The 23,435-nt window shown below is 59.6% G+C and carries 21 protein-coding genes; 11 read left to right on the top strand and 10 right to left on the bottom strand.

From position 1 onward, the window contains the following. Positions 1-8: 8 nt before the first annotated feature. Positions 9-1,799, top strand: a complete 1,791-nt coding sequence (locus tag AC07ZE_RS00490) for a KinB sensor domain-containing domain (RefSeq protein WP_207259984.1) — start codon at positions 9-11, stop codon at positions 1,797-1,799. A gap of 4 nt (positions 1,800-1,803) precedes the next feature. On the opposite strand, the gene AC07ZE_RS00485 is transcribed toward AC07ZE_RS00490, so the two are convergent. From AC07ZE_RS00485 to AC07ZE_RS00455, 7 genes are all read right to left on the bottom strand, one after another. Further along, positions 1,804-3,414 carry an EAL domain-containing protein gene (locus tag AC07ZE_RS00485; RefSeq protein ID WP_207259981.1) on the bottom strand — a complete coding sequence of 537 codons (1,611 nt, stop codon included), beginning with the start codon at positions 3,412-3,414 and terminating at the stop codon, positions 1,804-1,806. A 76-nt stretch (positions 3,415-3,490) separates the two neighbouring features. Next, on the bottom strand, positions 3,491-4,270 hold the full coding sequence (locus AC07ZE_RS00480) for an N-acetylmuramoyl-L-alanine amidase (protein ID WP_207259979.1): 780 nt from the start codon (positions 4,268-4,270) through the stop codon (positions 3,491-3,493). Positions 4,271-4,375: 105 nt separating this feature from the next. Then, entirely contained in the window at positions 4,376-6,430 is a 2,055-nt protein-coding gene (locus AC07ZE_RS00475) for a GGDEF domain-containing protein (RefSeq protein ID WP_207259978.1), read from the bottom strand. After that, the gene (locus AC07ZE_RS00470; RefSeq protein ID WP_207259976.1) at positions 6,427-7,305 is read right to left on the bottom strand and encodes an endonuclease/exonuclease/phosphatase family protein; all 879 of its coding nucleotides are present in this window, start codon (positions 7,303-7,305) and stop codon (positions 6,427-6,429) included. Before AC07ZE_RS00470 ends, AC07ZE_RS00475 begins: the two co-directional genes overlap by 4 nt. A 14-nt stretch (positions 7,306-7,319) precedes the next feature. Beyond that, entirely contained in the window at positions 7,320-7,961 is a 642-nt protein-coding gene (locus tag AC07ZE_RS00465; protein WP_095194481.1) for a thiol:disulfide interchange protein DsbA/DsbL, read from the bottom strand. A gap of 200 nt (positions 7,962-8,161) precedes the next feature. Beyond that, positions 8,162-8,791, bottom strand: coding sequence for a c-type cytochrome (locus AC07ZE_RS00460; RefSeq protein ID WP_095194479.1), 630 nt, complete (start codon positions 8,789-8,791; stop codon positions 8,162-8,164). Positions 8,792-8,836: 45 nt separating this feature from the next. After that, positions 8,837-9,127 (bottom strand): c-type cytochrome, encoded by a 291-nt coding sequence (locus tag AC07ZE_RS00455; protein WP_019020904.1) that lies wholly within the window; start codon positions 9,125-9,127, stop codon positions 8,837-8,839. Between the two features lie 191 nt (positions 9,128-9,318). On the opposite strand from AC07ZE_RS00455, the gene yihA reads away from it, so the two are divergent. Then, positions 9,319-9,960, top strand: coding sequence for a ribosome biogenesis GTP-binding protein YihA/YsxC (yihA, locus tag AC07ZE_RS00450; protein WP_095194478.1), 642 nt, complete (start codon positions 9,319-9,321; stop codon positions 9,958-9,960). A 334-nt stretch (positions 9,961-10,294) separates the two neighbouring features. Here the strand turns inward: yihA and polA are convergent, their stop codons facing one another. Further along, positions 10,295-13,099, bottom strand: a complete 2,805-nt coding sequence (polA, locus tag AC07ZE_RS00445; protein ID WP_207259975.1) for a DNA polymerase I — start codon at positions 13,097-13,099, stop codon at positions 10,295-10,297. Between the two features lie 74 nt (positions 13,100-13,173). On the opposite strand from polA, the gene AC07ZE_RS00440 reads away from it, so the two are divergent. Then, positions 13,174-13,464 carry a DUF2782 domain-containing protein gene (locus tag AC07ZE_RS00440; protein ID WP_207259974.1) on the top strand — a complete coding sequence of 97 codons (291 nt, stop codon included), beginning with the start codon at positions 13,174-13,176 and terminating at the stop codon, positions 13,462-13,464. A 57-nt stretch (positions 13,465-13,521) separates the two neighbouring features. Next, positions 13,522-14,472 (top strand): homoserine kinase, encoded by a 951-nt coding sequence (locus AC07ZE_RS00435; protein WP_137805823.1) that lies wholly within the window; start codon positions 13,522-13,524, stop codon positions 14,470-14,472. A gap of 108 nt (positions 14,473-14,580) precedes the next feature. Here AC07ZE_RS00435 and znuA read toward each other — a convergent pair whose 3' ends face one another. Then, positions 14,581-15,501, bottom strand: coding sequence for a zinc ABC transporter substrate-binding protein ZnuA (znuA, locus tag AC07ZE_RS00430; RefSeq protein WP_207259972.1), 921 nt, complete (start codon positions 15,499-15,501; stop codon positions 14,581-14,583). 66 nt (positions 15,502-15,567) lie between these two features. On the opposite strand from znuA, the gene zur reads away from it, so the two are divergent. From zur to AC07ZE_RS00410, 4 genes are read left to right on the top strand one after another with little or no spacing between them, the layout of a single operon-like run. After that, the gene (gene zur / locus AC07ZE_RS00425; RefSeq protein WP_095194474.1) at positions 15,568-16,050 is read left to right on the top strand and encodes a zinc uptake transcriptional repressor Zur; all 483 of its coding nucleotides are present in this window, start codon (positions 15,568-15,570) and stop codon (positions 16,048-16,050) included. Further along, positions 16,050-16,835, top strand: coding sequence for a zinc ABC transporter ATP-binding protein ZnuC (gene znuC / locus AC07ZE_RS00420; protein ID WP_095194473.1), 786 nt, complete (start codon positions 16,050-16,052; stop codon positions 16,833-16,835). The genes zur and znuC overlap by 1 nt, the downstream gene beginning before the upstream one ends. Beyond that, positions 16,828-17,616, top strand: coding sequence for a zinc ABC transporter permease subunit ZnuB (gene znuB / locus AC07ZE_RS00415; RefSeq protein ID WP_095194472.1), 789 nt, complete (start codon positions 16,828-16,830; stop codon positions 17,614-17,616). The genes znuC and znuB overlap by 8 nt, the downstream gene beginning before the upstream one ends. 37 nt (positions 17,617-17,653) lie before the next feature. Then, positions 17,654-18,370 carry a PA5502 family lipoprotein gene (locus tag AC07ZE_RS00410; protein WP_207259964.1) on the top strand — a complete coding sequence of 239 codons (717 nt, stop codon included), beginning with the start codon at positions 17,654-17,656 and terminating at the stop codon, positions 18,368-18,370. A gap of 91 nt (positions 18,371-18,461) precedes the next feature. Here AC07ZE_RS00410 and katE read toward each other — a convergent pair whose 3' ends face one another. Further along, complete coding sequence (gene katE, locus AC07ZE_RS00405; RefSeq protein WP_310650388.1) at positions 18,462-20,630, bottom strand: catalase HPII; 2,169 nt, start codon at positions 20,628-20,630, stop codon at positions 18,462-18,464. A gap of 178 nt (positions 20,631-20,808) precedes the next feature. Here katE and AC07ZE_RS00400 point away from each other — a divergent pair, with 178 nt between their 5' ends. The 3 genes from AC07ZE_RS00400 (at position 20,809) to AC07ZE_RS00390 (ending at position 23,326) form a co-directional block, all read left to right on the top strand. Continuing rightward, positions 20,809-21,816: a methionine ABC transporter ATP-binding protein gene (locus AC07ZE_RS00400; protein ID WP_207259960.1), complete on the top strand. Its 1,008-nt coding sequence runs from the start codon at positions 20,809-20,811 to the stop codon at positions 21,814-21,816. Continuing rightward, positions 21,816-22,490 (top strand): methionine ABC transporter permease, encoded by a 675-nt coding sequence (locus tag AC07ZE_RS00395; protein ID WP_137805819.1) that lies wholly within the window; start codon positions 21,816-21,818, stop codon positions 22,488-22,490. Before AC07ZE_RS00400 ends, AC07ZE_RS00395 begins: the two co-directional genes overlap by 1 nt. Before the next feature lie 62 nt (positions 22,491-22,552). Continuing rightward, a complete protein-coding gene (locus AC07ZE_RS00390) occupies positions 22,553-23,326 on the top strand; it encodes a MetQ/NlpA family ABC transporter substrate-binding protein (protein ID WP_207259958.1) in 774 nt (257 codons plus the stop codon). Positions 23,327-23,435: the final 109 nt, after the last annotated feature.

Here is a 23,435-nt window from a genome sequence, read left to right as displayed (position 1 = left end):
CGCCTGCGATGAAACTGGCGATGAAGTTGCGGACCCGGCTGTTCCTGAGTATTTCCGCACTGATCACCGTTGCACTGCTCGGGCTGTTGCTTGGCCTGGTCAGCGTGATGCAGATGGCCGGGAGCCAGGAAGCCCTGGTGCGCAACAACTTCGTCACCCTCGATATCGGGCTCAAGCTACGCCAGGCGCTGGGTGACCAGTTGGTCATCATGCTCAGTGAGCAACCCGATTCTGCGGCCTTCGAAGCATCCAAGCAGCGTTACTTCGAATTGCTGGAAGAGGGGATCGCCCAAGAGCCGGCGAGCATCGGCAATGAATACGGCTTTAAAAAAGCCAAGGCTGATTACTTGAGCTTTATCAAGGCGTACGAAGTTTCGCCAGATCCGACACGTGTACTGAGCGGCGACGACGAACTCACCGAAAAATTCAACGCCCTGCGAAATGGTCTGATCACCGAACACAAGCGTGCGCTGGACGACATCACGCAAACCGAGCGTCGCGCCCGTGAACGTGCATTGCTGATCGCTGGCCTGCTGGGTCTGGTCGGGTTGGCTGTTTTGATCATTGGCTTTGTGACGGCCCATGCCATCGCTCGACGTTTCGGCGAACCCATCGAGGCCCTGGCGCAGGCGGCGGATAACATCGGCCAGGGCAATTTCGACGTGACCCTGCCGGTCTCCTCGGCGGTTGAGCTGAATCAGCTGACCAAACGCTTCGGGATCATGGCCGAAGCGTTGCGTGAACATCAGGCCACCAACGTCGATGAACTGCTTGCCGGTCAGCAGCGGCTGCTGGCGGTGCTCGACAGTATCGACGACGGCTTGCTGATGATCGATCGCCAGGGTCACCTGGAACACCTCAACCCGGTGGCACAGCGCCAGTTGGGTTGGGACGATGAGCGGGTTGGCCAGGGGTTGGGCGCTGCACTGCAACGTCCCGAACTCGATGAGCAGCTGCAACTGGTGCTGCGTGGCGGCACGCTGGAGCGAGCGCCGGAGGATTTGAGCATCGAGGTCGATGGCGAGGCACGGTTGCTGACCTACAGCTTGACGCCGGTCATTCATACCCAAGGGAATATTCTTGGTGCGGTCATGGTGCTGCATGACGTTACCGAGCAGCGGGCATTCGAACGGGTGCGAAGCGAATTCGTGTTGCGCGCCTCCCATGAGCTGCGGACGCCGGTGACCGGCATGCACATGGCGTTCGGCCTGTTCCGCGAGCGCGCACATTTTGCCCCGGACTCCCGTGAAGCCGATCTGCTGGATACGGTGAACGAAGAAATGCAGCGCCTGATGCAGCTGATCAACGACTTGCTGAATTTCTCTCGATACCAGAACGGTTTGCAGAAGCTCACCCTGGCGCCGTGTTCCATTGAGGACTTGCTGGAGCAGGCGCAGCTACGTTTTACCACGGGCGCCGAGGAGAAGGGCATCGAGTTGTTGGTGGAAGTGCAGGGGCCATTACCACGCCTGCAGGCCGATCAGTCGCAATTGGATCGGGTGCTCGACAACCTGATCGACAATGCCCTGCGCCATACTGCCTCGGGTGGCCTCATACGCTTGCAGGCCCGGCGTCATGGCGAGCGGGTGATCATCAGCGTTGAAGATAATGGCGAAGGCATTGCCTACGGACAGCAGGGGCGGATCTTCGAGCCCTTTGTACAAGTCGGACGCAAGAAAGGCGGGGCCGGGCTCGGTCTGGCACTGTGCAAGGAGATCGTGCAGTTGCACGGCGGACGGATGGGTGTTTATTCGCGGCCAGGGCAGGGCACGCAGTTCTACATGGCGTTGACGGTTTAGTGCTTTACGCTTCGTCATCCAGGCGTCGGCTGGCCAGTCGGCGACCACGGGTAATCAACTCGATGAACTGCACAGCACTCAATGCATGGGCGAACAACCAACCCTGGCCAAACTTCACACCCTCACTGCTCAGCAGCTTCGCCTGCGCTTCATGCTCGATGCCTTCGGCAATGACCTTCAGGTGCAATGATTGCGCCATGTGGATGATATGTGGAGCCACACCGCTACTGGCTGCGTCATGGCCCAGCGCATCGATAAAGGCTTTGTCGATTTTGAGGCAATCGACCGGCAGGGTTTGCAGATACGCAAGGCTGCAATAGCCGGTGCCAAAGTCATCGATCAGCACCTGATGCCCGACATCGCGCAAGGCTTGCAGATTTTCCCGGGCTACCACCACATCGATCAGCCCGCGTTCGGTGACCTCAAAGGCAATCTGTTTGGCGGCAACACGATGCAGGGTCAACAGGCGAGCCATCACCTGGCCGATTCGCGGCACCATCACATCACATGCCGCCAGGTTGACCGAGATGTACAGCTGTGGATTGGCTCGCAGCAATTGCCCCAATTGTTCCAGCAAGCGTTGCAGGACGAAGTCGGTCATCTGGCGGATTTGTCCGGTGTTCTCCGCCATTGGAATGAACAGGTCGGGGCTGGTCAGGGTTCCATCCGGCCGGCGCCAGCGCAGCAAGGCCTCGGCGCCGACGCAGTTACGGCTGTCGAGGTCGAAGATCGGTTGATACAGCACCTGCAATTCGCCCCGGCGTATGGCGCCGGTCAATTCGGCGTCCAGGGACTGCCGCTGGCGCACCAGCAGAAACACCAGAAAACCCACGCACAAGGCCAATCCCACGCAGACTGGCAACAACCACCACCACACCGGCGGTATATGGGGGCCGCCGCGGGGGCTGATCAACACCAATTGGTATTCCGGGTTGTCGGTGGGCATGCGGTAAATCAAACGTGACTGAGTGACTTGCAGCGCATCCCGGCTTTTCGGCGGCCACATTTTGGGTGGCCAGGCTTGCGACACACCCAGTACCGGAATCGCCCGAGTACCGTGGTCGAGTACCACCAGCAGGCTGCTTCCCGGCGACAAGTCGACCATATCGGTCAAATGCCCGCGGGACGTCGCGACCCGGAAATTTCCTCGCCCGAGCATCAGAACGGCACGGTTTTCATCGGGTTCGGTGGTGGTGTTCAGCCAGTAGCTATAGGTGGGACCCTGGATGTCAGGTGGTCGTATCAGCGACAACGCTTCCTTGCGCGGACGATTGGTACAGATCCGCGGGGCATCCATGTAGGCGGCTTCATAGACGAAGCGATAGTTGAAGCTGACCTGTTGCAGCGTCGCGACCATCTCCTCATTGCAGGTGCGCAGCGGCTGGGCTTCCAGATCATCAAGGCTTTCGCGCAATTGCCCGAACAACTGTTCCAGCCGGGCGAGGAAGCGTTCGCCTTGCGCATTCATTTCCTGGCTTTCGCTCTGTTCGACTTGATGCAGGGCGATAAACAGGCTGCCGGTCATCAATAATGTTGCACTCAGGACAGCCGCCAGTATCGCCAGAAACCATGGGCGATAGAACCAACTGCGGAATGTCTCGCGAGCAACAGTCATATGGCAATATCCGAAGAATTACCAATGAGTTATAGCTGCTGATTGGAAAAAAGCGCTGACCGTCGGGCGGGCGTCATTATTTTGTCTGATTCAAAACCTGTAGCAGCGCCGCCGTTTGTGCATCCGGTGTACCGTCGAAGCGCGATGGGCGGAAATGCATCTGGAAGGCGGCGATCACATGGCGCGTAGCGACATCCAGTTCGCCGGTCTGCGGTGTTTCATAACCGACGCGGGCCAGTTGTGCCTGGTACCAGCTGATGCTCGGAAGCTGTACTTCAAACTGTACCTGCTGTCGTGCCACGGCCTGCTCGTTCGGCCAGATGCCGATACCTTCCGCTGCCAGACGCTTCCAGGGAAACAGCGGGCCCGGATCGAGCTTGCGCAGCGGTGCAATGTCGCTATGACCGACGATACTGCGAGGACTGATGACGTAGCGTTTGCTGATGTCCTTGAGCAGGACGATCAAGGACTGGACCTGCGCTTCGCTGTAGGGGTACCAGAGGCGCCCGGTGGGTGTGTCCTTGAAGCCCGGATTGACGATTTCGATGCCCAGGGAGCTGGAGTTCATCCAGGTCCGGCCTTGCCATTGGCTTTCGCCGGCATGCCAGGCCCGCATGTTTTCATCCATCAGTTTGTAGATGGTCGCTTTCTTGTCGTCGCCGATCAGGTAATGGGCGCTGACTTCGCCATGGGTCAGCAGTTGCAGCGAGCGCTCCATCGACGCTGAGGTGTAGTGCAGCACCACGAACTGGATGCGGCTGTCATGATTGGCTGAAGGGTGGCTGGTGTCGAAGCGGGGGCCGCTGGCGCAACCGGCCAAGAGCAGCAGCGACACAATCAGAGCGATAAATTTCATGGCAGGAGGCAATACACACTGGACAGTAATGCAACAGTGTAACGTAATGCGTGGTGTAGGGAGGGCAATTGAACAAAATGGAACAATTAGCCCTCAGCCTGTTTCCTAGCCCAGCTCCACTCGGTTGCGGCCAGCATTTTTAGCTCTGTAGAGCGCCTGATCGGCTCTTTTGAGTACCAGATCACTATGCTCGTCAGGTTTGAATGCTGTCAGGCCCATCGAAATAGTGATCGTTACCCGCTCACCCTTGAAGTGGAACGGGCAGGCTTCGATCGAAGCGCGCAGGTGTTCCAGCAGTTTCATGCCGGCCGCCGGCACCGTCGATGGCAGCAGCAGGACAAATTCTTCGCCGCCAAACCGGGCAATGAAATCCGTCCCGCGCAGGCGTTTGCGCAACACGGTGGCAATGATCTTCAGCACTTTGTCACCTGCCAGGTGACCGTAGTTATCGTTGATGCGTTTGAAGTGATCGAGGTCAAGCATGGCCAGCATCAGCGTGTTGCCATGTTGCTGCCATTGGCTGATTTCATGGTCCAACCGTTCACTCCAGGCTGCGCGGTTGGGCAGCCCGGTCAGCGGGTCGATCAATGCTTTCTGGCGCTGTTCTTCCAGGTGTTCGCGAAAGCCCAAGGCTTCCTGCTCCATGTGGGCCACCCGTTCGGCCAGGCTGTGCAGACGGGCTGCGACCTCTTGCTCGCGCTCGTCGCGCTGCCTGCGGTGCTGGTCCATGGTGCCGAGCAGGCCTTCGAGGTGGTTTTCCAGAACATGCTTGAGCCCCTCCAGGTCGGCCGCTTCATGCATGCGGGTCTGTAGGCCGTCGACCTGTTCGCGGATCTGCGTATCCATGGCCTCTGCTGCGCAACGGTTGTCGGCATGACCCGCGCTGGCGGCTTGCAGATTGCTCTGGAACGACTCGAGGCGTTCGTTGAGGCGCTGTAGGTACGCTTCGAACTCATGCTGACCACTGTCAGAGATCGCTAGCATCAAAGTCGCAAGATCGTCGAGGATCGGCAGCAATTCGTACCAGTTCAAGCCGTTTTTCAGGCGATCGCGCATCGATTCGGCTTGCGGGCGGTGTCGTTCGGGAAGCGTCAGATCGTCGAGCAGTCCCAGCAAAGTGTCTTCAATGTGCTTGGCCACCGAGCTGTAGGATGGCTCGGGGGAGTCCGGCAGCGCATAGAGTATGTCGTGGCTGGGCAGTTCCGGCTCGCCGGATGCCAGGGCTGTAGGCCGTGGCGGGGAATCGGGAAGCGCTGCATGCGTAAGTTCGTCGGGATTGATTGCCGGCTCGATCTGAAGCACGGGTGTCTCAACGGGTATTGGTATTTCGTCGGCTTCATCCGGTCGGGCATGCACCTCGGGGAGCGGATTGGGTGCTTGCTGCGGATCGGGGACAGGCGCGGCAGCTGCAGGGGCAGCAGCAGGTTCGGGCGTCTCGGATAATGCCTGTACAGCTTGTGGCTGGGCGGCCACGATGGTCGATACCGAAACTTCGATGCGTGGTTCATCGATGGCCGGTGCGGGTTCGGTGGTTGCGAGCGATGACGCGGCCATCGGCGCCGGGATCGCTTCGACAGGCGTTGCAATGGCGGCTTGTCCGGGGACAGGGGCGAGCGGCGTCATTGCATCTTCAGTGTCCCGGTGACCGAACAACCGTTGCAACAGACCAGGGCGTCCGGGTTCCGCAGGGCTTTCCACCTGGCTCAAGGCCTTGCCTTGCAAGCCGCTCAGTTCGCTGAGCAGCAACGGAATCTCGCGGGCCTGGCTGACGCGGCTATCCAGCTGTTTGGCGAAGTTCTTCAGCGGTCGGCTGACTTCCCGGGGCAGCGGCAATGTTTGCAACTGAGTCACCAGTGCGGTCAGTGCCGCGCTGGTCTGGCTCACTCGGGTTTCCCGGCGCTGCTCGGAGTCGAGCACGGCTTTTTCCAGACGCGGAAGCAGGGCGGCCAGACCGGCGTCCATGTCATCGGTGCGCACGACTTCACGCATCTCCTTCATGCACTGGTCGACGGCGCGGTCGGTGCCTTCCGCCGCCAGGGTACTGCGTACCAGTCCGCGACGCAGCAAGTCGAGGCGGGCGTCCCAGCGACGTTCGAGCTTTTCCTGTTGTTCGATGCTTTTGAGGTACTTCTCTTTCCAGCGCTGTGCTTCGTCGCTCATTCAGGGGTTCCGCGTGGGGCAGGACTCAACGCGGGCAATGCATCGGCCATGAGCGAACCCGGCAGACGAATCTCTACCGCGACCGGCAGGTGATCGGAAATGGGCTGGGCCAGCACCTCGACCTTTTCAAGGGTCAGGGTAGGGCTCAGCAGGATGTGGTCCAGGCAGCGCTGCGGGCGCCAGCTGGGGAAAGTCGCTTCCAGTTGCGGTGCAAGCAGGCCGAGATCGCGCAATGGCGAGTGTTGCAGCAAGTCGCTGGCATGGGTGTTCATATCACCCATCAGCACTTGGTGCTTATAACCGCCAATCACTTCGCGGATGTACGCCAATTGCATGCTGCGGGCTCGCGCGCCCAGCGCCAGGTGCATCATGACCACCACCAGCGCTTCCGGACCTTCGCCGAAGCGCACCAGGATCGCTCCGCGACCTTTCGGCCCTGGCAGCGGATGGTCTTCGATCGCCCACGGGCGCAAGCGGCTGAGCACGCCATTGCTGTGCTGGCCGAGGTGTCCGAGATTGCGATTGAGCTGTTGATACCAGTAGGGGAAGGCGCCGAGCTGGGCCAGATGTTCGACCTGATTGACGTAGCCTGAGCGCAGGCTGCCGCCATCGGCCTCCTGCAAGGCGACCAGATCGAAGTCCCCCAGCAGGTTGCCTATTTTCTGCAGATTGTCAGCTCGCCCGGTGTGCGGCAACAGGTGTTGCCAGCCCCGGGTCAGGTAGTGACGATAGCGTTCGGTACTGATGCCGACCTGAATATTGAAACTGAGCAGGCGTAAACGGCTGTCTTCGGGCAGGCCCGTCGACTCCAGATGATGCTCGTTGACCCGTGGATCATGCAGGCCAACGATGCGTTCAGTTCCCCAGCGGCGCATGGCGGGTGCTGCCCTTAGTTGGCGGCAGCCTTGTTAGCCGCTCGCTCTTTGTCGATCAGTTTGTCAGCCAATTGCAGGGCTTGCTCGGCGCCGCCGGCAGAGCCTACGTCGAAGCGATACTTGCCGTTGACGATCAAGGTTGGAACACCGGAGATTTCATATTTCTTGGCCAGGTCGGTGGCCTTGGCGATCTGACCCTTGATGGCGAAAGAGTCAAAGGTGGCCAGGAACTTGTCCTTGTCGACACCCTGGGTGGCCAGGAAGTCCGCCATGTCATTCTTGTCGGTCAGCTTTTTGTGCTCCTTCTGAATAGCTTCGAACACCGCAGCGTGGACCTTCTGCTCAACACCCATGGCTTCCAGGGTCAGGAACATCTGGCCGTGTGCGTTCCATGGGCCGCCGAACATGGCGGGGATACGGACGAAGTTCACGTCGGAAGGCAGCTTCTCGACCCAGGGATTGATCACTGGCTCGAAGGCGTAGCAGTGCGGGCAGCCGTACCAGAACAGCTCCACCACTTCGATCTTGCCCGGAACGGCGACCGGAACCGGATTGCTCAGTTCGACGTAAGGGGCGGCGGGGGCTTCGGCAGCCTGGGCAGTCATGCCGAACAGGCTGGCAGCGACGAGTGCGGCGCTGATGATCAGATTACGCATGCTTTACTCCTGGACAAATTTGATCGCCTCGCGCGACCTGTTTTCAGACAGGTCATGGCGGGTCTGAGTTCTGTAGTGTAACGGCAGCGGCCACAAAAAAGGGCGGCCAAAGCCACCCTTTTTATACTTGCTGCGACGGATTAATCGAGCGTTAACGTTGCAAGCGTTGTTTGCCTCGTGCAACGCCCGATTCGCCGACCTTAGTGCAGACCCTGAATGTAGCTCGACACTGCCGCGATGTCTTCGTCGCTCAGCTTTTTGGCAATGCTCTGCATCGGTTTGGTATCGCCGTCGTTGGCCCGACCACCTTCTTCCTTGCGGAAGTCGGTCAGCTGCTTGGCAATGTATTGAGCGTGCTGGCCACCCAGGTGCGGGAAGCCGGCAGCGGCGTTGCCTGTGCCGTTTGGCGAGTGGCAGCCGGTGCAGGATGGCAGACCCTTGGCCAGATCACCGCCACGGAACAGCGCTTCGCCGCGAGCCACGATTTTCGGGTCGGCGGCGCCAACGCTGCCTTTCTGGCTGGCGAAGTAGGCGGAGATGTCCGCCAGGTCCTGATCGCTGAGATTGGTCAGCAGACCGGTCATTTCCAGAACGGTGCGCTTGCCCGACTTGATGTCGTGCAGCTGCTTGGTCAGGTAGCGTTCACCCTGCCCCGCCAGTTTTGGAAAGTTTGGCGCCATGCTGTTGCCATCCGGGCCATGACAGGCACCACATACGGCGGCTTTTGCCTGGCCTGCGGCGGCGTCACCAGGTTTTACTGGCTCACCTGCAGCATGGGCAATGCCGGAGATTCCCACGGTCAACAGCAGACTCACGATCAATTTGTTCATCAGCTAATCCAACTACGGCTAAGGGTTAAGAGTTATGGACCGGGTTTACTCGCTCATCCACTGGATGATGGCTCGGTAATCCTCGGCACTGCAGTCCATGCACAAACCACGCGGCGGCATCGCCTTGAAACCCTGGGTCACGTGTTGCACCAGCGTCTCCATACCTTTCGCCAACCTCGGCGTCCAAGCTTCCTGATCGCCTCTTCTGGGCGCCATGGGTAGTTGGCCGGAATGACAGGCACCACAAACACGGTTGTACACAGCTTCCGGATCCTGTGTAGCCTGAGCGCTGTAAAGCGGCATCAAGACACCGGCGGCTAGCAGCCATTTCGTCATAAAACGACCTTTTCAGGGTTGAGAGCGTGCTGCGTTCTAGTGCGCAATCAAGGTCTGTCGCTCTCGTGAACTTCATCCTACGCTGGGACAAAGCGCACACAAAATCTGCGGCATTATATACTGGCGTCACTGAAACGGAAGCGACACTGCTTGCCGCGCCCATTCCCGGCGCCGCCCACATCGGAAATCCCATGCAACTCAAGAATCCCATCCTCGGTCTGTGCCAACAGTCCACCTTCATGCTCAGCGCCGCCAAAGTCGACCAATGTCCGGACGACGAAGGTTTTGAAGTCGCCTTCGCCGGGCGTTCCAACGCTGGCAAGTCCAGTGCGCTCAACACCCTGACCCATGCCAGTCTGGCGCGTACCTCGAAAACACCAGGACGCACACAGCTGTTGAACTTCTTCAAGCTAGACGATGAACGTCGTCTGGTCGACCTGCCGGGTTACGGTTACGCAAAAGTGCCTATCCCGCTCAAGCAACACTGGCAGCGTCACCTGGAAGCTTATCTGGGCAGTCGCGAGAGTTTGAAGGGGCTGATTCTGATGATGGATATCCGTCATCCAATGACCGATTTCGACCTGCTGATGCTCGACTGGGCCGTGGCCAGCGGCATGCCGATGCACATTCTGCTGACCAAGGCGGACAAGCTGACCTACGGTGCGGCCAAGAACACGCTGCTCAAGGTTCAGTCGGAAATCCGCAAGGGCTGGGGCGACAGCGTGACGATTCAGCTTTTTTCAGCGCCGAAACGCATGGGCCTGGAAGACGCCTACACTGTATTGGCAGGCTGGATGGAACTGGCGGACAAGGGTGCCGAGGTGGCCGAATAAAAAAAACTGGCTGTAACGCGCTCAGGCAAGGCCAAAGTGCGTCACAGCCAGTTTTCAGGCAAAAAAAACCCCGGACTTCTATGGGGAGGGGGAAGTTCCGGGGTTCAAGTTCTAGACCGCTAGGGCGGGGTCCAGATATCTGCCAACACTTAACACAACATAGGAGCATCGAAGGGCTTCACCAGCCATTCAGTAACTCTGAGTAGCGAATCCCAGACTAGTTCAGATTTTTTTCAAATACGTTTGGAATAACTCCAAGCATTTTCCGGACTAAGCGCTTTGTAGTTGTGCTGCCGCGGCACTATGCCGCAGCAAATAAACCATCTTGATGGGCTCAATGAGCCTCATCCCAGTTATTACCTACACCCACTTCGACCAGCAGCGGAACATCCAGTTTCGCCGCACCACTCATGTGGACGCGAATTTCATCGCGAACCTGGTCGACCAGATCTTCACGCACCTCAAGCACCAATTCATCGTGCACCTGGAGGATGACTTTGGCATCGAGGCCAGAAGACGCCAGCCAGTGGTCCACCGCAACCATGGCTTTCTTGATGATGTCCGCTGCGGTGCCCTGCATCGGCGCGTTGATCGCCGTGCGTTCGGCGGCCGCACGCTCTTGCGGTTTGTTGGAGTTGATCTCCGGCAGATACAAGCGACGCCCGAAGAAGGTTTCCACATAACCTTGCTCCGCCGCCTGGGCGCGGGTGCGGTCCATGTACTCGCGCACACCCGGATAACGGGCGAAGTAAGTATCGATGTAAGCCTTGGCGGTCTTGGTATCGACGCCGATGTCTTTGCCAAGCTTCTGTGCACCCATGCCGTAGATCAGGCCGAAGTTGATCGCCTTGGCGCTGCGGCGCTGGTCGGAGGTCACGTCCGCCAATTCGACCTTGAACACCTCGGCAGCAGTGGCGGTGTGTACGTCCAGATTGTGGCGGAAGGCGTTCATCAGGCCTTCGTCCCGGGACAGGTGCGCCATGATCCGCAGTTCGATCTGCGAATAGTCCGCCGCCAGCAATTTATAACCGGTCGGGGCCACGAAGGCCTGGCGAATGCGACGCCCTTCAGCAGTGCGCACCGGGATGTTCTGCAGGTTCGGATCACTGGAAGACAGACGGCCGGTCGATGCCACCGCTTGGTGGTACGAGGTGTGGATGCGTCCGGTACGTGGGTTGATCTGCTCCGGCAAACGGTCGGTGTAGGTGCTTTTCAGCTTGCTCATGGAACGGTATTCCATCAGCACCTTGGGCAGCCGGTAGTCGTCCTCGGCCAGTTTGGCCAGCACTTCTTCGGCAGTGGATGGCTGGCCCTTGGCGGTTTTCTTCAGTACCGGCAGACCGAGCTTCTCGTAAAGGATGACGCCAAGTTGCTTGGGCGAACCGAGGTTGAACTCCTCGCCGGCGATCTCGAAGGCTTCACGCTCAAGCGCCACCATCTTGTCGCCCAGTTCAATGCTTTGCACCCCGAGCAGTGCGGCATCGACGAACGCGCCTTGGCGTTCGATACGCGCCAGCACCGGCACCAACGGGATTTCGATGTCGGTCAGCACGCTGGCCAGGCTCGGGATGGCGGTGAGTTTCTCGAACAGTGCCTGGTGCAAGCGCAGAGTGATGTCAGCGTCTTCGGCGGCATACGGGCCCGCCTGTTCCAGAGCGATTTGATCGAAGGTCAGCTGCTTGACGCCTTTGCCGGCGATGTCCTGGAAACTCACCGTGGTGTGGTCCAGATACTTCAGCGCGAGGCTGTCCATGTCATGGCGGGTCGCTGTGGAGTTGAGTACATAGGACTCGAGCATGGTGTCGAAAGCGACTCCACGCACGGTGATACCGTTGGCCTGATCGCCACCGATGGCGCAGTTGGCCAGGATGTTCATGTCGAACTTGGCGTGCTGGCCGACCTTGAGTTTGTTCGGGTCTTCCAGAATCGGCTTCAGGGCACGCAGGACCGTGTCGCGGTCCAACTGCTCCGGCACGCCGATGTAGGAATGGGTCAATGGGATGTAGGCCGCTTCGTTGGCCTGCACGGCAAACGACAAGCCCACCAGTTGCGCCTGTTGTGCGTCGATGCCGGTGGTTTCGGTGTCGAAGGCGAACAGCTTGGCGTTGTTCAGTTTCTCCAGCCAGACGTCGAATCGCGCCTGATCGAGGATGGTCTCGTATCGGGTTTCAGACGTCGTCACCGGTGCGTCGGCTTCGGCGCTGCTGAACAGATCGACGACTGCCTCAGGCTCGGCGGCAGCGCTCAGCTCAACGCGCTTGGCGTCCCGTTGCAGATCGTTCAGCCAACTCTTGAATTCGAGCAGGTTGTAGAGTTCGGTGAGTTTGACCGGGTCTTCAGGACCCATTTGCAGGTCATCGAGGCCGATGTCCAGCGGCACATCGACCTTGATCGTCGCCAGCTGGTAGGAGAGAAACGCCATCTCCTTGTGCTCTTCGAGCTTGGCCGGCAGAGTCTTGGCGCCGCGGATCGGCAGGGTCGGGACGATATCGAGTTGCGCGTAGAGTTCGGTCAGGCCGCCATTCACACCGACCAGCAGGCCGGAGGCGGTTTTTGGACCGATCCCCGGAACACCCGGAATGTTGTCGGAGGAATCGCCCATGAGCGCCAGATAATCGATGATCTGCTCCGGAGCGACGCCGAATTTCTCCTTCACGCCCTCCACGTCCATGCTGCTACCGGTCATGGTATTGACCAAGGTAATGTGGCCGTCGACCAGTTGCGCCATGTCCTTGTCGCCCGTGGAGATAACCACCGGGCGATCGGCGGCGGCGCTGCTGCGGGCCAGGGTGCCGATCACGTCGTCGGCTTCGACGCCTTCAACGCACAGCAGCGGGAAGCCCAGGGCGATCACGCTCTGATGCAACGGCTCGATCTGCACGCGCATGTCATCGGGCATGCTCGGACGGTTAGCTTTGTATTCGGCGTACATCTCATCGCGAAATGTCCCACCCTTGGCGTCGAACACCACGGCAAACGGACTGTCCGGGTACTGCTTGCGCAGACTCTTGAGCATGTTCAACACGCCCTTGACCGCACCGGTCGGCAGGCCTTTGGAGGTGGTCAGCGGTGGCAGCGCGTGAAAGGCGCGGTACAGGTAAGACGAACCGTCCACCAGGACGAGGGGGGCTTGGCTCATGAGCAGGATCAACCTTTTCGGCGGGTCCGGCGCTAGAATAGCGGGACCGTTGACGACAAAGGGACAAGGTTATCATGCGCACACTAAATCGCCTGTTGCTGGCTGGGTTGTTTGCAATCACTCCGTTGGCCGTGATGGCGGCGGACGATGCGCCATCGCCGGAGCCGGAAGTCACCATTCGCACGGAAGGCGACAATACGATCAAGGAGTACCGCCAAAATGGCTTTCTGTACGCCATTCAGGTCACTCCGAGTGTCGGCAAACCGTATTTTCTGGTGCGCGCCGATGGATCGGACGGTAACTTCATCCGCTCGGATCAGCCGGATATGCTGATTCCGTCGTGGAAGATCTTTGAGTGGAAGTAGTTTCTTAATTTCAATCGGCGCTGGCTCAAGAGCGGCGCCCGTACTGGCAGTTTAAACATGTCTGTGTTCACCCCCCTGGCTCGGCCCGAGCTGGAAACCTTTCTCGCCCCTTATGGCCTCGGCCGCCTGCTTGATTTCCAGGGGATTGCCGCCGGTAGTGAAAACACCAATTTCTTTATCAGCCTGGAGCAGGGCGAGTTCGTCCTGACCCTGGTCGAGCGTGGCCCGGTGCAGGAGATGCCGTTCTTCATTGAATTGCTCGACGTACTGCACGAAGCCGACCTGCCGGTGCCCTACGCCCTGCGCACCACCGACGGCGTTGCGCTGCGCGAGTTGGCCGGCAAGCCAGCGCTGTTGCAGCCGCGCCTGGCCGGCAAACACATCAAGCAAGCCAACGCGCAGCATTGCGCGCAGGTGGGTGAGTTGCTGGCGCACCTGCACCTGGCGACCCAGGCCAAAATGATCAAGCGCAAGACCGATCGTGGCCTGGACTGGATGCTGGAGGAGGGCACGCAGTTTCTGTCGCACCTCAATGCCGACCAGAAAGAACTGCTGGAGCGGGCGCTGGAAGAAATCACGCAACAGAAAGAGAAAATTCTGGCGCTGCCTCGGGCGAACATCCACGCCGACTTGTTCCGCGATAACGCGATGTTCGAAGGCACACACCTGACCGGCCTTATCGACTTCTACAACGCCTGTTCGGGGCCGATGCTCTACGACGTGGCGATAGCCCTGAACGATTGGTGCTCCGACGATGACGGCCTGATCGACGGGCCACGGGCGCGGGCATTGCTGGGGGCTTATGCCGCACTGCGTCCATTTACCGCTGCCGAGGCAGAACTTTGGCCGACGATGTTGCGGGTGGCGTGTGTGCGTTTCTGGTTGTCGCGATTGATCGCGGCGGAGTCATTTGCCGGGCAGGATGTGTTGATTCACGATCCGATGGAGTTTCAACAGCGATTGGCGCAACGGCAAACGGTCAACACGCCGCTACCTTTCGCCCTTTAAAAGTCTCTCGAGCAGGCTCGCTCCACATTAGGCCAAGTGCTTCCAGATAGAACCCGGTCAAATGTGGGAGCGAGCCTGCTCGCGAATGAGTCGACACAAAATTCGAAGTTACAAAGACTCCAGGCACCCCGCCAAATCATTCCCCAACTTCTCCAGCACCTGCTCGTACCCCTGAGCAGTCGCTGGCGTGTACCCGCCTAGCGCATCCAGTTCCGCCAGTTTCACCGGCAGGCCGGCTACCAGGGTTTCCGCCAGGCGTGGGCGCAGCGGTGGTTCGCTGAACACACAGGTCTTGCCGACCTCCTGCAGTCGCTCGCGCATCGCCGCGACATGCTGGGCACCGGGTTGCACCTCGGCTGCGACACTGAACACACCCGCGTGCTTGAGACCGTAGGCATCTTCGAAGTAGTCGAAGGCCTCGTGGAACACAAAGTAGGGTTTGCCTTCAACAGCCGCCAGACGTTTCTTCAGACGCAGGTCGAGGGCATCCAGGCGTTCATCAAAGGCCTTGAGGTTGCTCGCATACCGCACGGCGTTGTCAGGGTCGGCTGCACTGAGGTCAGCGGCCATTTTCGCGGCGATGACCCGGGCGTTGATCGGCGAAAGCCACAAATGCGCGTCCAGGCTGCCCGGGCGGTGATCGTGGTCATGTTCGTCGGCTTCTTCGGCATGGGAGTGATTATCTTCGTCGAAATGGCGCAGTTTCAGGCCGGGCAGATCCTGCACGGCGACGCTGGGCAGCGAACGGCCATTCAATACCCGAGGCAGAAAGCCTTCCATGTCCGGCCCGATCCAGTACAGCAGATCCACCGATTGCACCTTCCGTACGTCGGAAGGGCGCAGGGCATAGTTATGCGGCGAAGCGCCGGGCGGCAGCAAGACTTCCGGGATCGCCACGCCATCCTGTACGGCAGCGGCAATCAGCTGTAGCGGCTTGATGCTGGTGAGGACCTTGACCTCGGCTTGCGCCGGACCAATCAGCAGAAAACTTGCGACAAATGCGACAAAGATAGAAAAAAGTCGGGACACGGTGACCACTCGAAGAGGCGAGAACGGGTAACATAATAACGTCTCTCACAAAACTCGTCGCCGCTCATGCCTAAAACACCGATTGCCAGCCGTCCCCACGACCACTCTCATTGCGTGCACAGCGCTCTGTCTGAGGCCGATGCCCTGTGCGAACGCCAAGGTCTGCGTCTGACCGCGTTGCGTCGGCGGGTGCTGGAGCTGGTATGGCAAAGCCACAAGCCGTTGGGCGCCTATGACATTCTCGCGGTACTCAGCGAGCAGGATGGCCGCCGTGCCGCACCACCGACTGTGTACCGCGCGCTGGATTTCCTGCTGGAAAACGGCCTCGTGCACCGCATCTCTTCGCTCAACGCCTTCATCGGCTGCAACCACCCGGAACACGCACACCAGGGCCAGTTCCTGATCTGCCGTGATTGCCATGCAGCCATTGAGCTCGAGCAGAAATCCATCAGCGACGCGATCATCGCCAGCGCCCAGGATGTCGGGTTCGTCGTCGAAGCCCAGACGGTCGAAGTGATCGGCCTCTGCTCGGGTTGTCAGGGGGCTTGATGAGCAACGCGCTGATCCGCCTCGAGCAGGTTGCCGTCACGTTCGCCGGGCAAAGTGTGCTGGATAATATCGAGCTGAGCGTCGAGCCAGGGCAGATCGTCACCCTGATCGGCCCCAACGGTGCCGGCAAAACCACCCTGGTGCGCGCTGTACTGGGATTGTTGAAACCCGACAGCGGCAGTGTCTGGCGCAAGCCGAAACTGCGGGTCGGCTACATGCCGCAAAAGCTGCATGTCGATCCAACCCTGCCGCTCTCGGTCCTGCGCTTCTTGCGTCTGGTGCCGGGGGTGGATCGAGCGATGGCCTTGGCCGCACTCAAGGAAGTCGGTGCCGAACAGGTGATCGACAGCCCTGTACAAAGTGTTTCCGGCGGAGAGATGCAACGCGTATTGCTGGCCCGTGCCCTGTTGCGCGAACCGGAATTACTGGTGCTCGACGAGCCGGTGCAAGGCGTCGACGTGGCCGGGCAGGCCGAACTCTACAGCCTGATTACCCGCCTGCGTGACCGTCACGGCTGCGGTGTACTGATGGTCTCCCACGACCTGCATCTGGTGATGAGCACCACCGACCAGGTGGTTTGTCTGAATCGCCACGTTTGCTGCTCCGGCCACCCCGAGCAGGTAAGCGGCGATCCGGCCTTCGTCGAGCTGTTCGGAAAAAACGCACAAAGCCTGGCGATTTATCACCACCACCACGACCACGCCCACGATTTGCATGGCTCGGTAGTCAAGGCGCCCGCGTCGGGCCATAACCATGTTCACGGAGATAGCTGCAAGCATGGCTGATTTTCTGCTCTACGCCCTGCTTGCAGGTTTGGCTCTGGCGGTCGTCGCCGGTCCGTTGGGGTCTTTCGTGGTCTGGCGGCGCATGGCGTATTTTGGCGACACTCTGTCACACGCGGCGCTGTTGGGTGTGGCGCTGGGCTTCCTGCTGGATGTCAGCCCAACCGTTGCGGTCACCGTGGGCTGTTTGCTATTGGCAGTGATGTTGGTGACGTTGCAGCAGCGTCAGCCGCTGGCATCCGACACGCTTTTAGGAATTCTCGCACCCAGCACCCTCTCTTTAGGCCTGGTGGTACTAAGCTTCATGCACGAAGTGCGGATCGACCTGATGGCCTATCTGTTTGGCGACCTGCTGGCGATCAGTCCGACCGATCTGGCGTGGATTCTCGGCGGCAGCGCGGCAGTGCTGGCGTTGCTGGTGACGCTGTGGCGGCCATTGCTGGCAATCACCGTGCACGAGGAGTTGGCCAGGGTCGAAGGCCTGCCTGTGGCGGGGTTGCGTATGGCGCTGATGTTGCTGATCGCCGTGGTGATTGCCGTGGCGATGAAAATCGTCGGCGTGTTGCTGATCACTTCGTTGCTGATCATCCCGGCGGCTGCGGCACAACGTCACGCCCGTTCACCGGAACAGATGGCACTGGGCGCGAGCCTGCTGGGCATACTCGCCGTGTGTGGCGGGCTGGCGCTGTCCTGGTTCAAGGACACACCGGCCGGCCCGTCGATTGTAGTGACGGCCGCCGCACTGTTTCTGCTGAGTTTTGTTCTGCCCCGTCGAGGGGTGTAGACTTGCTCGTTTTTTGCGCAAATAGAGAGTCGCAGGAATGAAGTCGTTCCCCTCCCGTTATCTGCTCCTTGTCGCATTTTCAGTGCTGCTGGGCGCTTGCCAAAGCACGCCACCGGCGGCCACCGAGGTCCCGGATGCGCGGGCCACGGCCATTGCACAGCTGGAACAAAGCCTGGCCAGCAGCGAACTGGCCACCGCCGAAGGTCAACTGGCCGCCTTGCAGGCTGAATCGCCCAACGATCAATCCCTGGAGCAATACCAGCGGCAGTTGGCCGAAGCTTATCTGATGCGCAGCCAGATCGTGCTGCAAAAAGGTGATGTAAACGCGGCAGCCACCGCCCTGGCCCGCGCCCGAGCCCTAATGCCCAAGGCTCCGGCGCTGACCGGCGGGGTGAACGGTGCTCTGGCCCAAGCTCGCAAGGCCGAACTGGAAAAAACCGAAGCCGCCCTGAAGGCCGCCGAAGCACAGCCTAAAGCCAAAGTCATCGATCCGACCGCGCAAAGCACGACAGTGGCGCTGAATATCAACGATATGGCCAAACTGCGTCGTCAACTCGATGCGATCGCTGCCGATGTGGTGAATTTTAAGTGCGACGTGAGCATTCAGGCTCCGCGTACCGATGACTACCCCTGGTTGGCGAATTTGCTGACCAAGCGAGTGAAGAAGCTTGATCCGCAGTTTGATCTGAATCTGGAACGGCAGATTCTGCGCAGCGTTCCGGCGCAGATGGTCCTGAGTCCGCGTAAACCCTGAATAGCTCGCGAGCAGGCTCGTTCCCACAGGTTCACGCTAACCTTGTGGGAGCGAGCCTGCGCGAAGAGGTCATCCCCGTCGACACAACACGTCAGGCTGGAATACGCTTGGCCTTCGGCTCCCTCTCCCAAACCCGATGCTGCCCGATCGCCGCAAAAAACGCCTTGAACAGCTTGGCGTCCGCACCCACGATCAACCCCGCATCAACCTCCAGCTTCAACACATCCAGCAACTGCTTCGCCTCGCCATGCAGCGCAATCGCTTTCAAATGCTTGTAAGCCTCCAGCACGTAATGCAACGCCACGCCGTCAGTGCTCAGTGCCTTGATCGACGCCGCGCCTCCAGGCACGAACACCGCATCGAACGCCACTGAAGGCAAGCCTTCCATCGAAGCGTCCACCGGCATCGACTTGCCATCGGCCGTTTTCACCGGTGCCGAGGTCGGACCGAGCAATTTGGCATGCGCCCCCTCCGCCTCCAGCGCTTTCATCATGGCTTCGATTGCTGCACCGTCTACACCGTCGGCCGCCAGAATCGCCACTTTCCGGGTTTTGATATCGCCCGGCAGCAGATTGGCCTGACTCAGAGCCGGCGAGCGTTCCAGGGACGCTTTCGGTACTTGGACCGTTCCGGCTTTCGGCACCGGCAGGCCAAGGTTCTGTGCCACCCGTTTGGCCAGTTCCAGATCGATATTGGCCAGGATCTCATTGACTTCCCTTGCCCGAATGAACTCACGTTCCACCTTGCCCAGCTCAAAGCTGTAAGCCGAGATGATGTGTTCCTGCTCGTGCTTGCTCATGCTGTGGAAAAACAGGCGCGCCTGGGAGAAGTGGTCGCTGAACGACTCGCTGCGTTGACGGATCTTGTTGGCGTCGATGCGCTCCGCGTAGCTCTCGAAGCCGCCGTCTTGCGCTGCGGGTGGGGTTTCTTTAGGCCAGCCGCCATCGATGGAGTTTGGTTCGTAGGCCGCACGTCCTTTGTCGATGGTGGTGCGGTGCAACGCGTCCCGCTGGCCATTGTGCAGGGGTGAAATCGTTCGGTTGATTGGAATCTCGTGAAAGTTCGGGCCACCGAGTCGGCTGATCTGCGTATCGGTGTAGGAAAACAGCCGGCCCTGCAGCAGTGGATCGTTGGAGAAGTCGATCCCCGGCACGATATGCCCCGGGCAGAACGCGACCTGCTCGGTTTCGGCGAAGAAGTTGTCCGGGTTGCGGTTGAGCACCATTTTGCCCAGCGGGGTGATGGGTACGATCTCTTCAGGAATGAGCTTGGTCGGGTCGAGGATGTCGAAATCGAAAGCGTGTTCGTTTTCTTCCTCGACGACCTGAACACCCAATTCCCATTCCGGGTAGTCGCCCATTTCGATGGCTTCCCAGAGGTCGCGACGGTGGTAGTCGGTATCTTTTCCCGCAAGTTTTTGTGCTTCATCCCACACCAGAGAACAGGTGCCGGCGGCGGGGCGCCAGTGGAATTTGACGAATCGCGATTTTCCTTCGGCATTGATCATGCGGAAGGTGTGAACCCCAAAGCCCTGCATGCTGCGCAGGCTTTTTGGGATCGCCCGGTCGGACATGGCCCAGATCACCATGTGCGCCGATTCCGGCTGCAACGAAACAAAGTCCCAAAAGGTGTCGTGGGCCGAGCCGCCGGTGGGTATTTCGTTGTGGGGTTCAGGTTTCACCGCGTGGACGAAGTCAGGGAACTTGATGGCGTCCTGGATGAAAAATACCGGCATGTTATTGCCTACCAAGTCGTAGATGCCTTCATCGGTGAAGAATTTCACGGCGAAACCTCGTACATCACGCACGGTATCGCCTGACCCCCGAGGTCCTTGCACCGTGGAAAAACGCACGAACACAGGCGTCTTTTTGCCGGGATCTTGCAGGAATCCGGCTTTGGTCAGAACGCTGTGATTCTCATAACTCTGGAAGTAACCATGGGCCCCCGTCCCGCGGGCATGAACGATGCGCTCGGGAATGCGCTCATGGTCAAAATGCGTGATCTTTTCACGCATGATGAAATCTTCCAGCAGCGACGGCCCGCGGGCGCCGGCTTTCAGGGTGTTCTGATTGTCCGCCACCTTCACGCCTTGGTTGGTGCGCAAGGCTTCGCCTGTGGCGTCGGAGCGGAATGTCTCCAGGCTATCGAGTTTGGCGTTGGTGTTGCTTCGGTCCAGGGTATCGGTTCCGGCCAGGTCACTCTTTGGCGTGGCAGGCTTTTTAGTACTCATCAGGCGAGACTCCTCAGGCTTTTTGGAGATGCCTAAGTAGTGACTGGTGACGTTTTTAGCCGTTCCTTTTATCTGACCTTTGATCGCGTTATTGCCAAATGGCTGGTTGAATACGAAATAAATGCTAAGAACCTCTATACGGACAGGCTAAAATGCGCGCCCGGCTAACCGCTGATCCTTTTCCAACGCGCCCCACAAGGTTCGCTACGTGATCGAGTTTCAAAACGTCCATAAAACCTACCGCGTCGCCGGTAGGGATATCCCCGCCCTGCACCCGACCAATCTGACGATTGAGAACGGTCAGGTCTTCGGCCTGATCGGTCATTCCGGTGCGGGAAAAAGTACCCTGCTGCGCCTGATCAATCGCCTGGAAAACTCCAGTGGCGGCAAGATCATTGTCGATGGCGAAGAAGTCACCGCGCTCGATGCCAACGGCCTGCGCCGTTTCCGTCAACAGGTCGGGATGATTTTCCAGCACTTCAACCTGCTGGCGTCCAAAACCGTGGCCGACAACGTCGCGCTGCCGCTGACGCTGGCCGGTGAACTGTCCCGCAGCGATATCGACCAGCGCGTTGCCGAGTTGCTGGCCCGGGTCGGTTTGTCCGATCACGCCAACAAGTACCCGGCGCAGCTGTCCGGCGGTCAGAAGCAGCGCGTCGGCATTGCCCGCGCCCTGGCCACCAAGCCAAAAATCCTGCTGTGCGACGAAGCCACCAGTGCCCTGGACCCGCAGACCACCGCGTCGGTCCTGCAATTGTTGGCCGAGATCAATCGCGAGTTGAAGCTGACCATCGTGCTGATCACCCATGAAATGGACGTGATCCGCCGGGTCTGCGACCAGGTCGGGGTGATGGACGCTGGCGTGATCGTCGAGCAAGGCTCGGTGGCCGAAGTATTTCTGCATCCGAAACACCCGACCACCAGGCGCTTCGTGCAAGAAGACGAGCACATCGACGAAAGCGAACAGCGCGACGACTTCGCTCATGTGCCGGGCCGCATCGTGCGTCTGACCTTCCAGGGCGAGGCGACCTACGCACCGTTGCTGGGTACCGTCGCCCGGGAAACGGGTGTGGACTACAGCATCCTCGCCGGTCGTATCGACCGCATCAAAGACGTCCCTTACGGGCAACTGACCCTGGCCGTGACCGGCGGTGACATGGAAGCGGCCTTCGCCCGCTTCACCGCCGCAGACGTCCATATGGAGGTGCTGCGTTAATGGAAGCCCTGACAAGTTTCTTCGCCAATATCGACTGGTTCGAAATCTGGCTGGCCACCGGCGACACCCTGCTGATGCTCGGCGGTTCGCTGCTGTTCACCGTATTGCTAGGCCTGCCGCTGGGTGTATTGCTGTTCCTCTGCAGCCCGCGTCAATTGCTGGAGGCCAAAGGCGTCTACGCGATGTTGTCGTTGATGGTGAACATTCTGCGTTCGCTGCCGTTCATCATTCTGCTGATCGTGATGATTCCGTTCACCGTGCTGATCACCGGCACCTCCCTGGGTGTTGCCGGTGCAATCCCGCCGCTGGTGGTAGGCGCCACGCCGTTCTTCGCTCGGTTGGTGGAAACTGCGTTGCGTGAAGTCGACCGCGGCATCATCGAAGCGACCCAGTCCATGGGTGCGACCACGCGGCAGATCATCACCAATGCGCTGTTGCCAGAAGCCCGTCCGGGCATCTTTGCGGCGATTACGGTGACGGCCATTACGCTGGTTTCCTACACGGCGATGGCCGGTGTGGTGGGTGCCGGTGGGCTGGGCGACCTGGCGATCCGCTTCGGTTACCAACGTTTCCAGACTGATGTGATGGTGGTCACGGTGGTGTTGCTGCTGGTGCTGGTACAGGTCCTGCAAACCGTCGGCGATAAATTGGTCGTCCACTTTTCCCGTAAGTAAGACATGAGCCGGCCATTCGCTGGCAGGCGCCGAATTCAGGCGCCTCACAAGGAGTTCGCTGAATGAAAAAACTACTCGTCGCGTTCGCTGCCATTGCAGCCTTTTCCGCCCACGCCGCTGACACCCTGACGGTCGCCGCCACGCCAGTGCCGCACGCGGAAATCCTCGAATTCGTTAAACCGGCGCTGGCAAAAGAAGGCGTGGATCTGAAGGTCAAGGTCTTCACCGACTACATCCAGCCGAACGTGCAGGTGGCGGAAAAACGCCTGGACGCCAATTTCTTCCAGCACCAGCCGTACCTCGATGAATTCAACAAGGCCAAGGGCACCCACCTGGTGTCGGTGGCCGGTGTGCACCTGGAGCCTCTGGGCGCTTACTCCAGCAAGTACAAAGCGCTGACCGAACTGCCGGGCGGCGCCAACGTGGTGATCCCGAACGACGCTACCAACGGCGGCCGTGCGCTGTTGCTGCTGGCCAAGGCCGGTCTGATCAAGTTGAAGGATTCGAACAACATCCTGTCGACCGTCAAAGATATCACCGAGAACAGCAAAGACCTGAAATTCCGTGAACTGGAAGCTGCGACCATCCCGCGCGTGCTGACCCAGGTCGACCTGGCGCTGATCAACACCAACTACGCGCTGGAAGCCAAGCTCGATCCGGCCAAGGACGCACTGGTCATCGAAGGCAGCGACTCGCCATACGTGAACATCCTTGTTGCCCGTCCGGACGACAAGGACAGCGAAGCGATGAAGAAACTGGTGGCGGCCTTGCACAGCCCGGAAGTGAAAGCGTTCATTATCGAGAAGTACAAAGGCGCGGTCGTGCCGGCGTTCTGATCTGCTGACGCAACGAAAAAGGGGACGCCATGAGCGTCCCTTTTTTATGCCTGAAACACGGACTCTGTGGGAGCGAGCAAGCCCGCTCCCACATTAGTTATGTGTTGTT

This window comes from Pseudomonas sp. GW101-3H06 (genome assembly GCF_059424605.1).
This window is presented reverse-complemented; position numbering and strand designations above follow the sequence as displayed.

Excerpts from the sequence above, each read along its gene's own strand:
- zur (WP_095194474.1), top strand. The coding sequence starts at position 15,568 with ATGCCTAAAACACCGATTGCCAGCCGTCCCCACGACCACTCTCATTGC.
- znuB (WP_095194472.1), top strand. The coding sequence starts at position 16,828 with ATGGCTGATTTTCTGCTCTACGCCCTGCTTGCAGGTTTGGCTCTGGCG.
- AC07ZE_RS00440 (WP_207259974.1), top strand. The coding sequence starts at position 13,174 with ATGCGCACACTAAATCGCCTGTTGCTGGCTGGGTTGTTTGCAATCACT.
- AC07ZE_RS00460 (WP_095194479.1), bottom strand. The coding sequence starts at position 8,791 with ATGAACAAATTGATCGTGAGTCTGCTGTTGACCGTGGGAATCTCCGGC.
- AC07ZE_RS00475 (WP_207259978.1), bottom strand. The coding sequence starts at position 6,430 with ATGAGCGACGAAGCACAGCGCTGGAAAGAGAAGTACCTCAAAAGCATC.
- AC07ZE_RS00435 (WP_137805823.1), top strand. The coding sequence starts at position 13,522 with ATGTCTGTGTTCACCCCCCTGGCTCGGCCCGAGCTGGAAACCTTTCTC.
- polA (WP_207259975.1), bottom strand. The coding sequence starts at position 13,099 with ATGAGCCAAGCCCCCCTCGTCCTGGTGGACGGTTCGTCTTACCTGTAC.
- AC07ZE_RS00410 (WP_207259964.1), top strand. The coding sequence starts at position 17,654 with ATGAAGTCGTTCCCCTCCCGTTATCTGCTCCTTGTCGCATTTTCAGTG.
- AC07ZE_RS00480 (WP_207259979.1), bottom strand. The coding sequence starts at position 4,270 with ATGAAATTTATCGCTCTGATTGTGTCGCTGCTGCTCTTGGCCGGTTGC.
- AC07ZE_RS00465 (WP_095194481.1), bottom strand. The coding sequence starts at position 7,961 with ATGCGTAATCTGATCATCAGCGCCGCACTCGTCGCTGCCAGCCTGTTC.
- znuC (WP_095194473.1), top strand. The coding sequence starts at position 16,050 with ATGAGCAACGCGCTGATCCGCCTCGAGCAGGTTGCCGTCACGTTCGCC.
- AC07ZE_RS00395 (WP_137805819.1), top strand. The coding sequence starts at position 21,816 with ATGGAAGCCCTGACAAGTTTCTTCGCCAATATCGACTGGTTCGAAATC.
- AC07ZE_RS00490 (WP_207259984.1), top strand. The coding sequence starts at position 9 with ATGAAACTGGCGATGAAGTTGCGGACCCGGCTGTTCCTGAGTATTTCC.
- AC07ZE_RS00470 (WP_207259976.1), bottom strand. The coding sequence starts at position 7,305 with ATGCGCCGCTGGGGAACTGAACGCATCGTTGGCCTGCATGATCCACGG.
- yihA (WP_095194478.1), top strand. The coding sequence starts at position 9,319 with ATGCAACTCAAGAATCCCATCCTCGGTCTGTGCCAACAGTCCACCTTC.
- AC07ZE_RS00390 (WP_207259958.1), top strand. The coding sequence starts at position 22,553 with ATGAAAAAACTACTCGTCGCGTTCGCTGCCATTGCAGCCTTTTCCGCC.
- AC07ZE_RS00455 (WP_019020904.1), bottom strand. The coding sequence starts at position 9,127 with ATGACGAAATGGCTGCTAGCCGCCGGTGTCTTGATGCCGCTTTACAGC.
- AC07ZE_RS00485 (WP_207259981.1), bottom strand. The coding sequence starts at position 3,414 with ATGACTGTTGCTCGCGAGACATTCCGCAGTTGGTTCTATCGCCCATGG.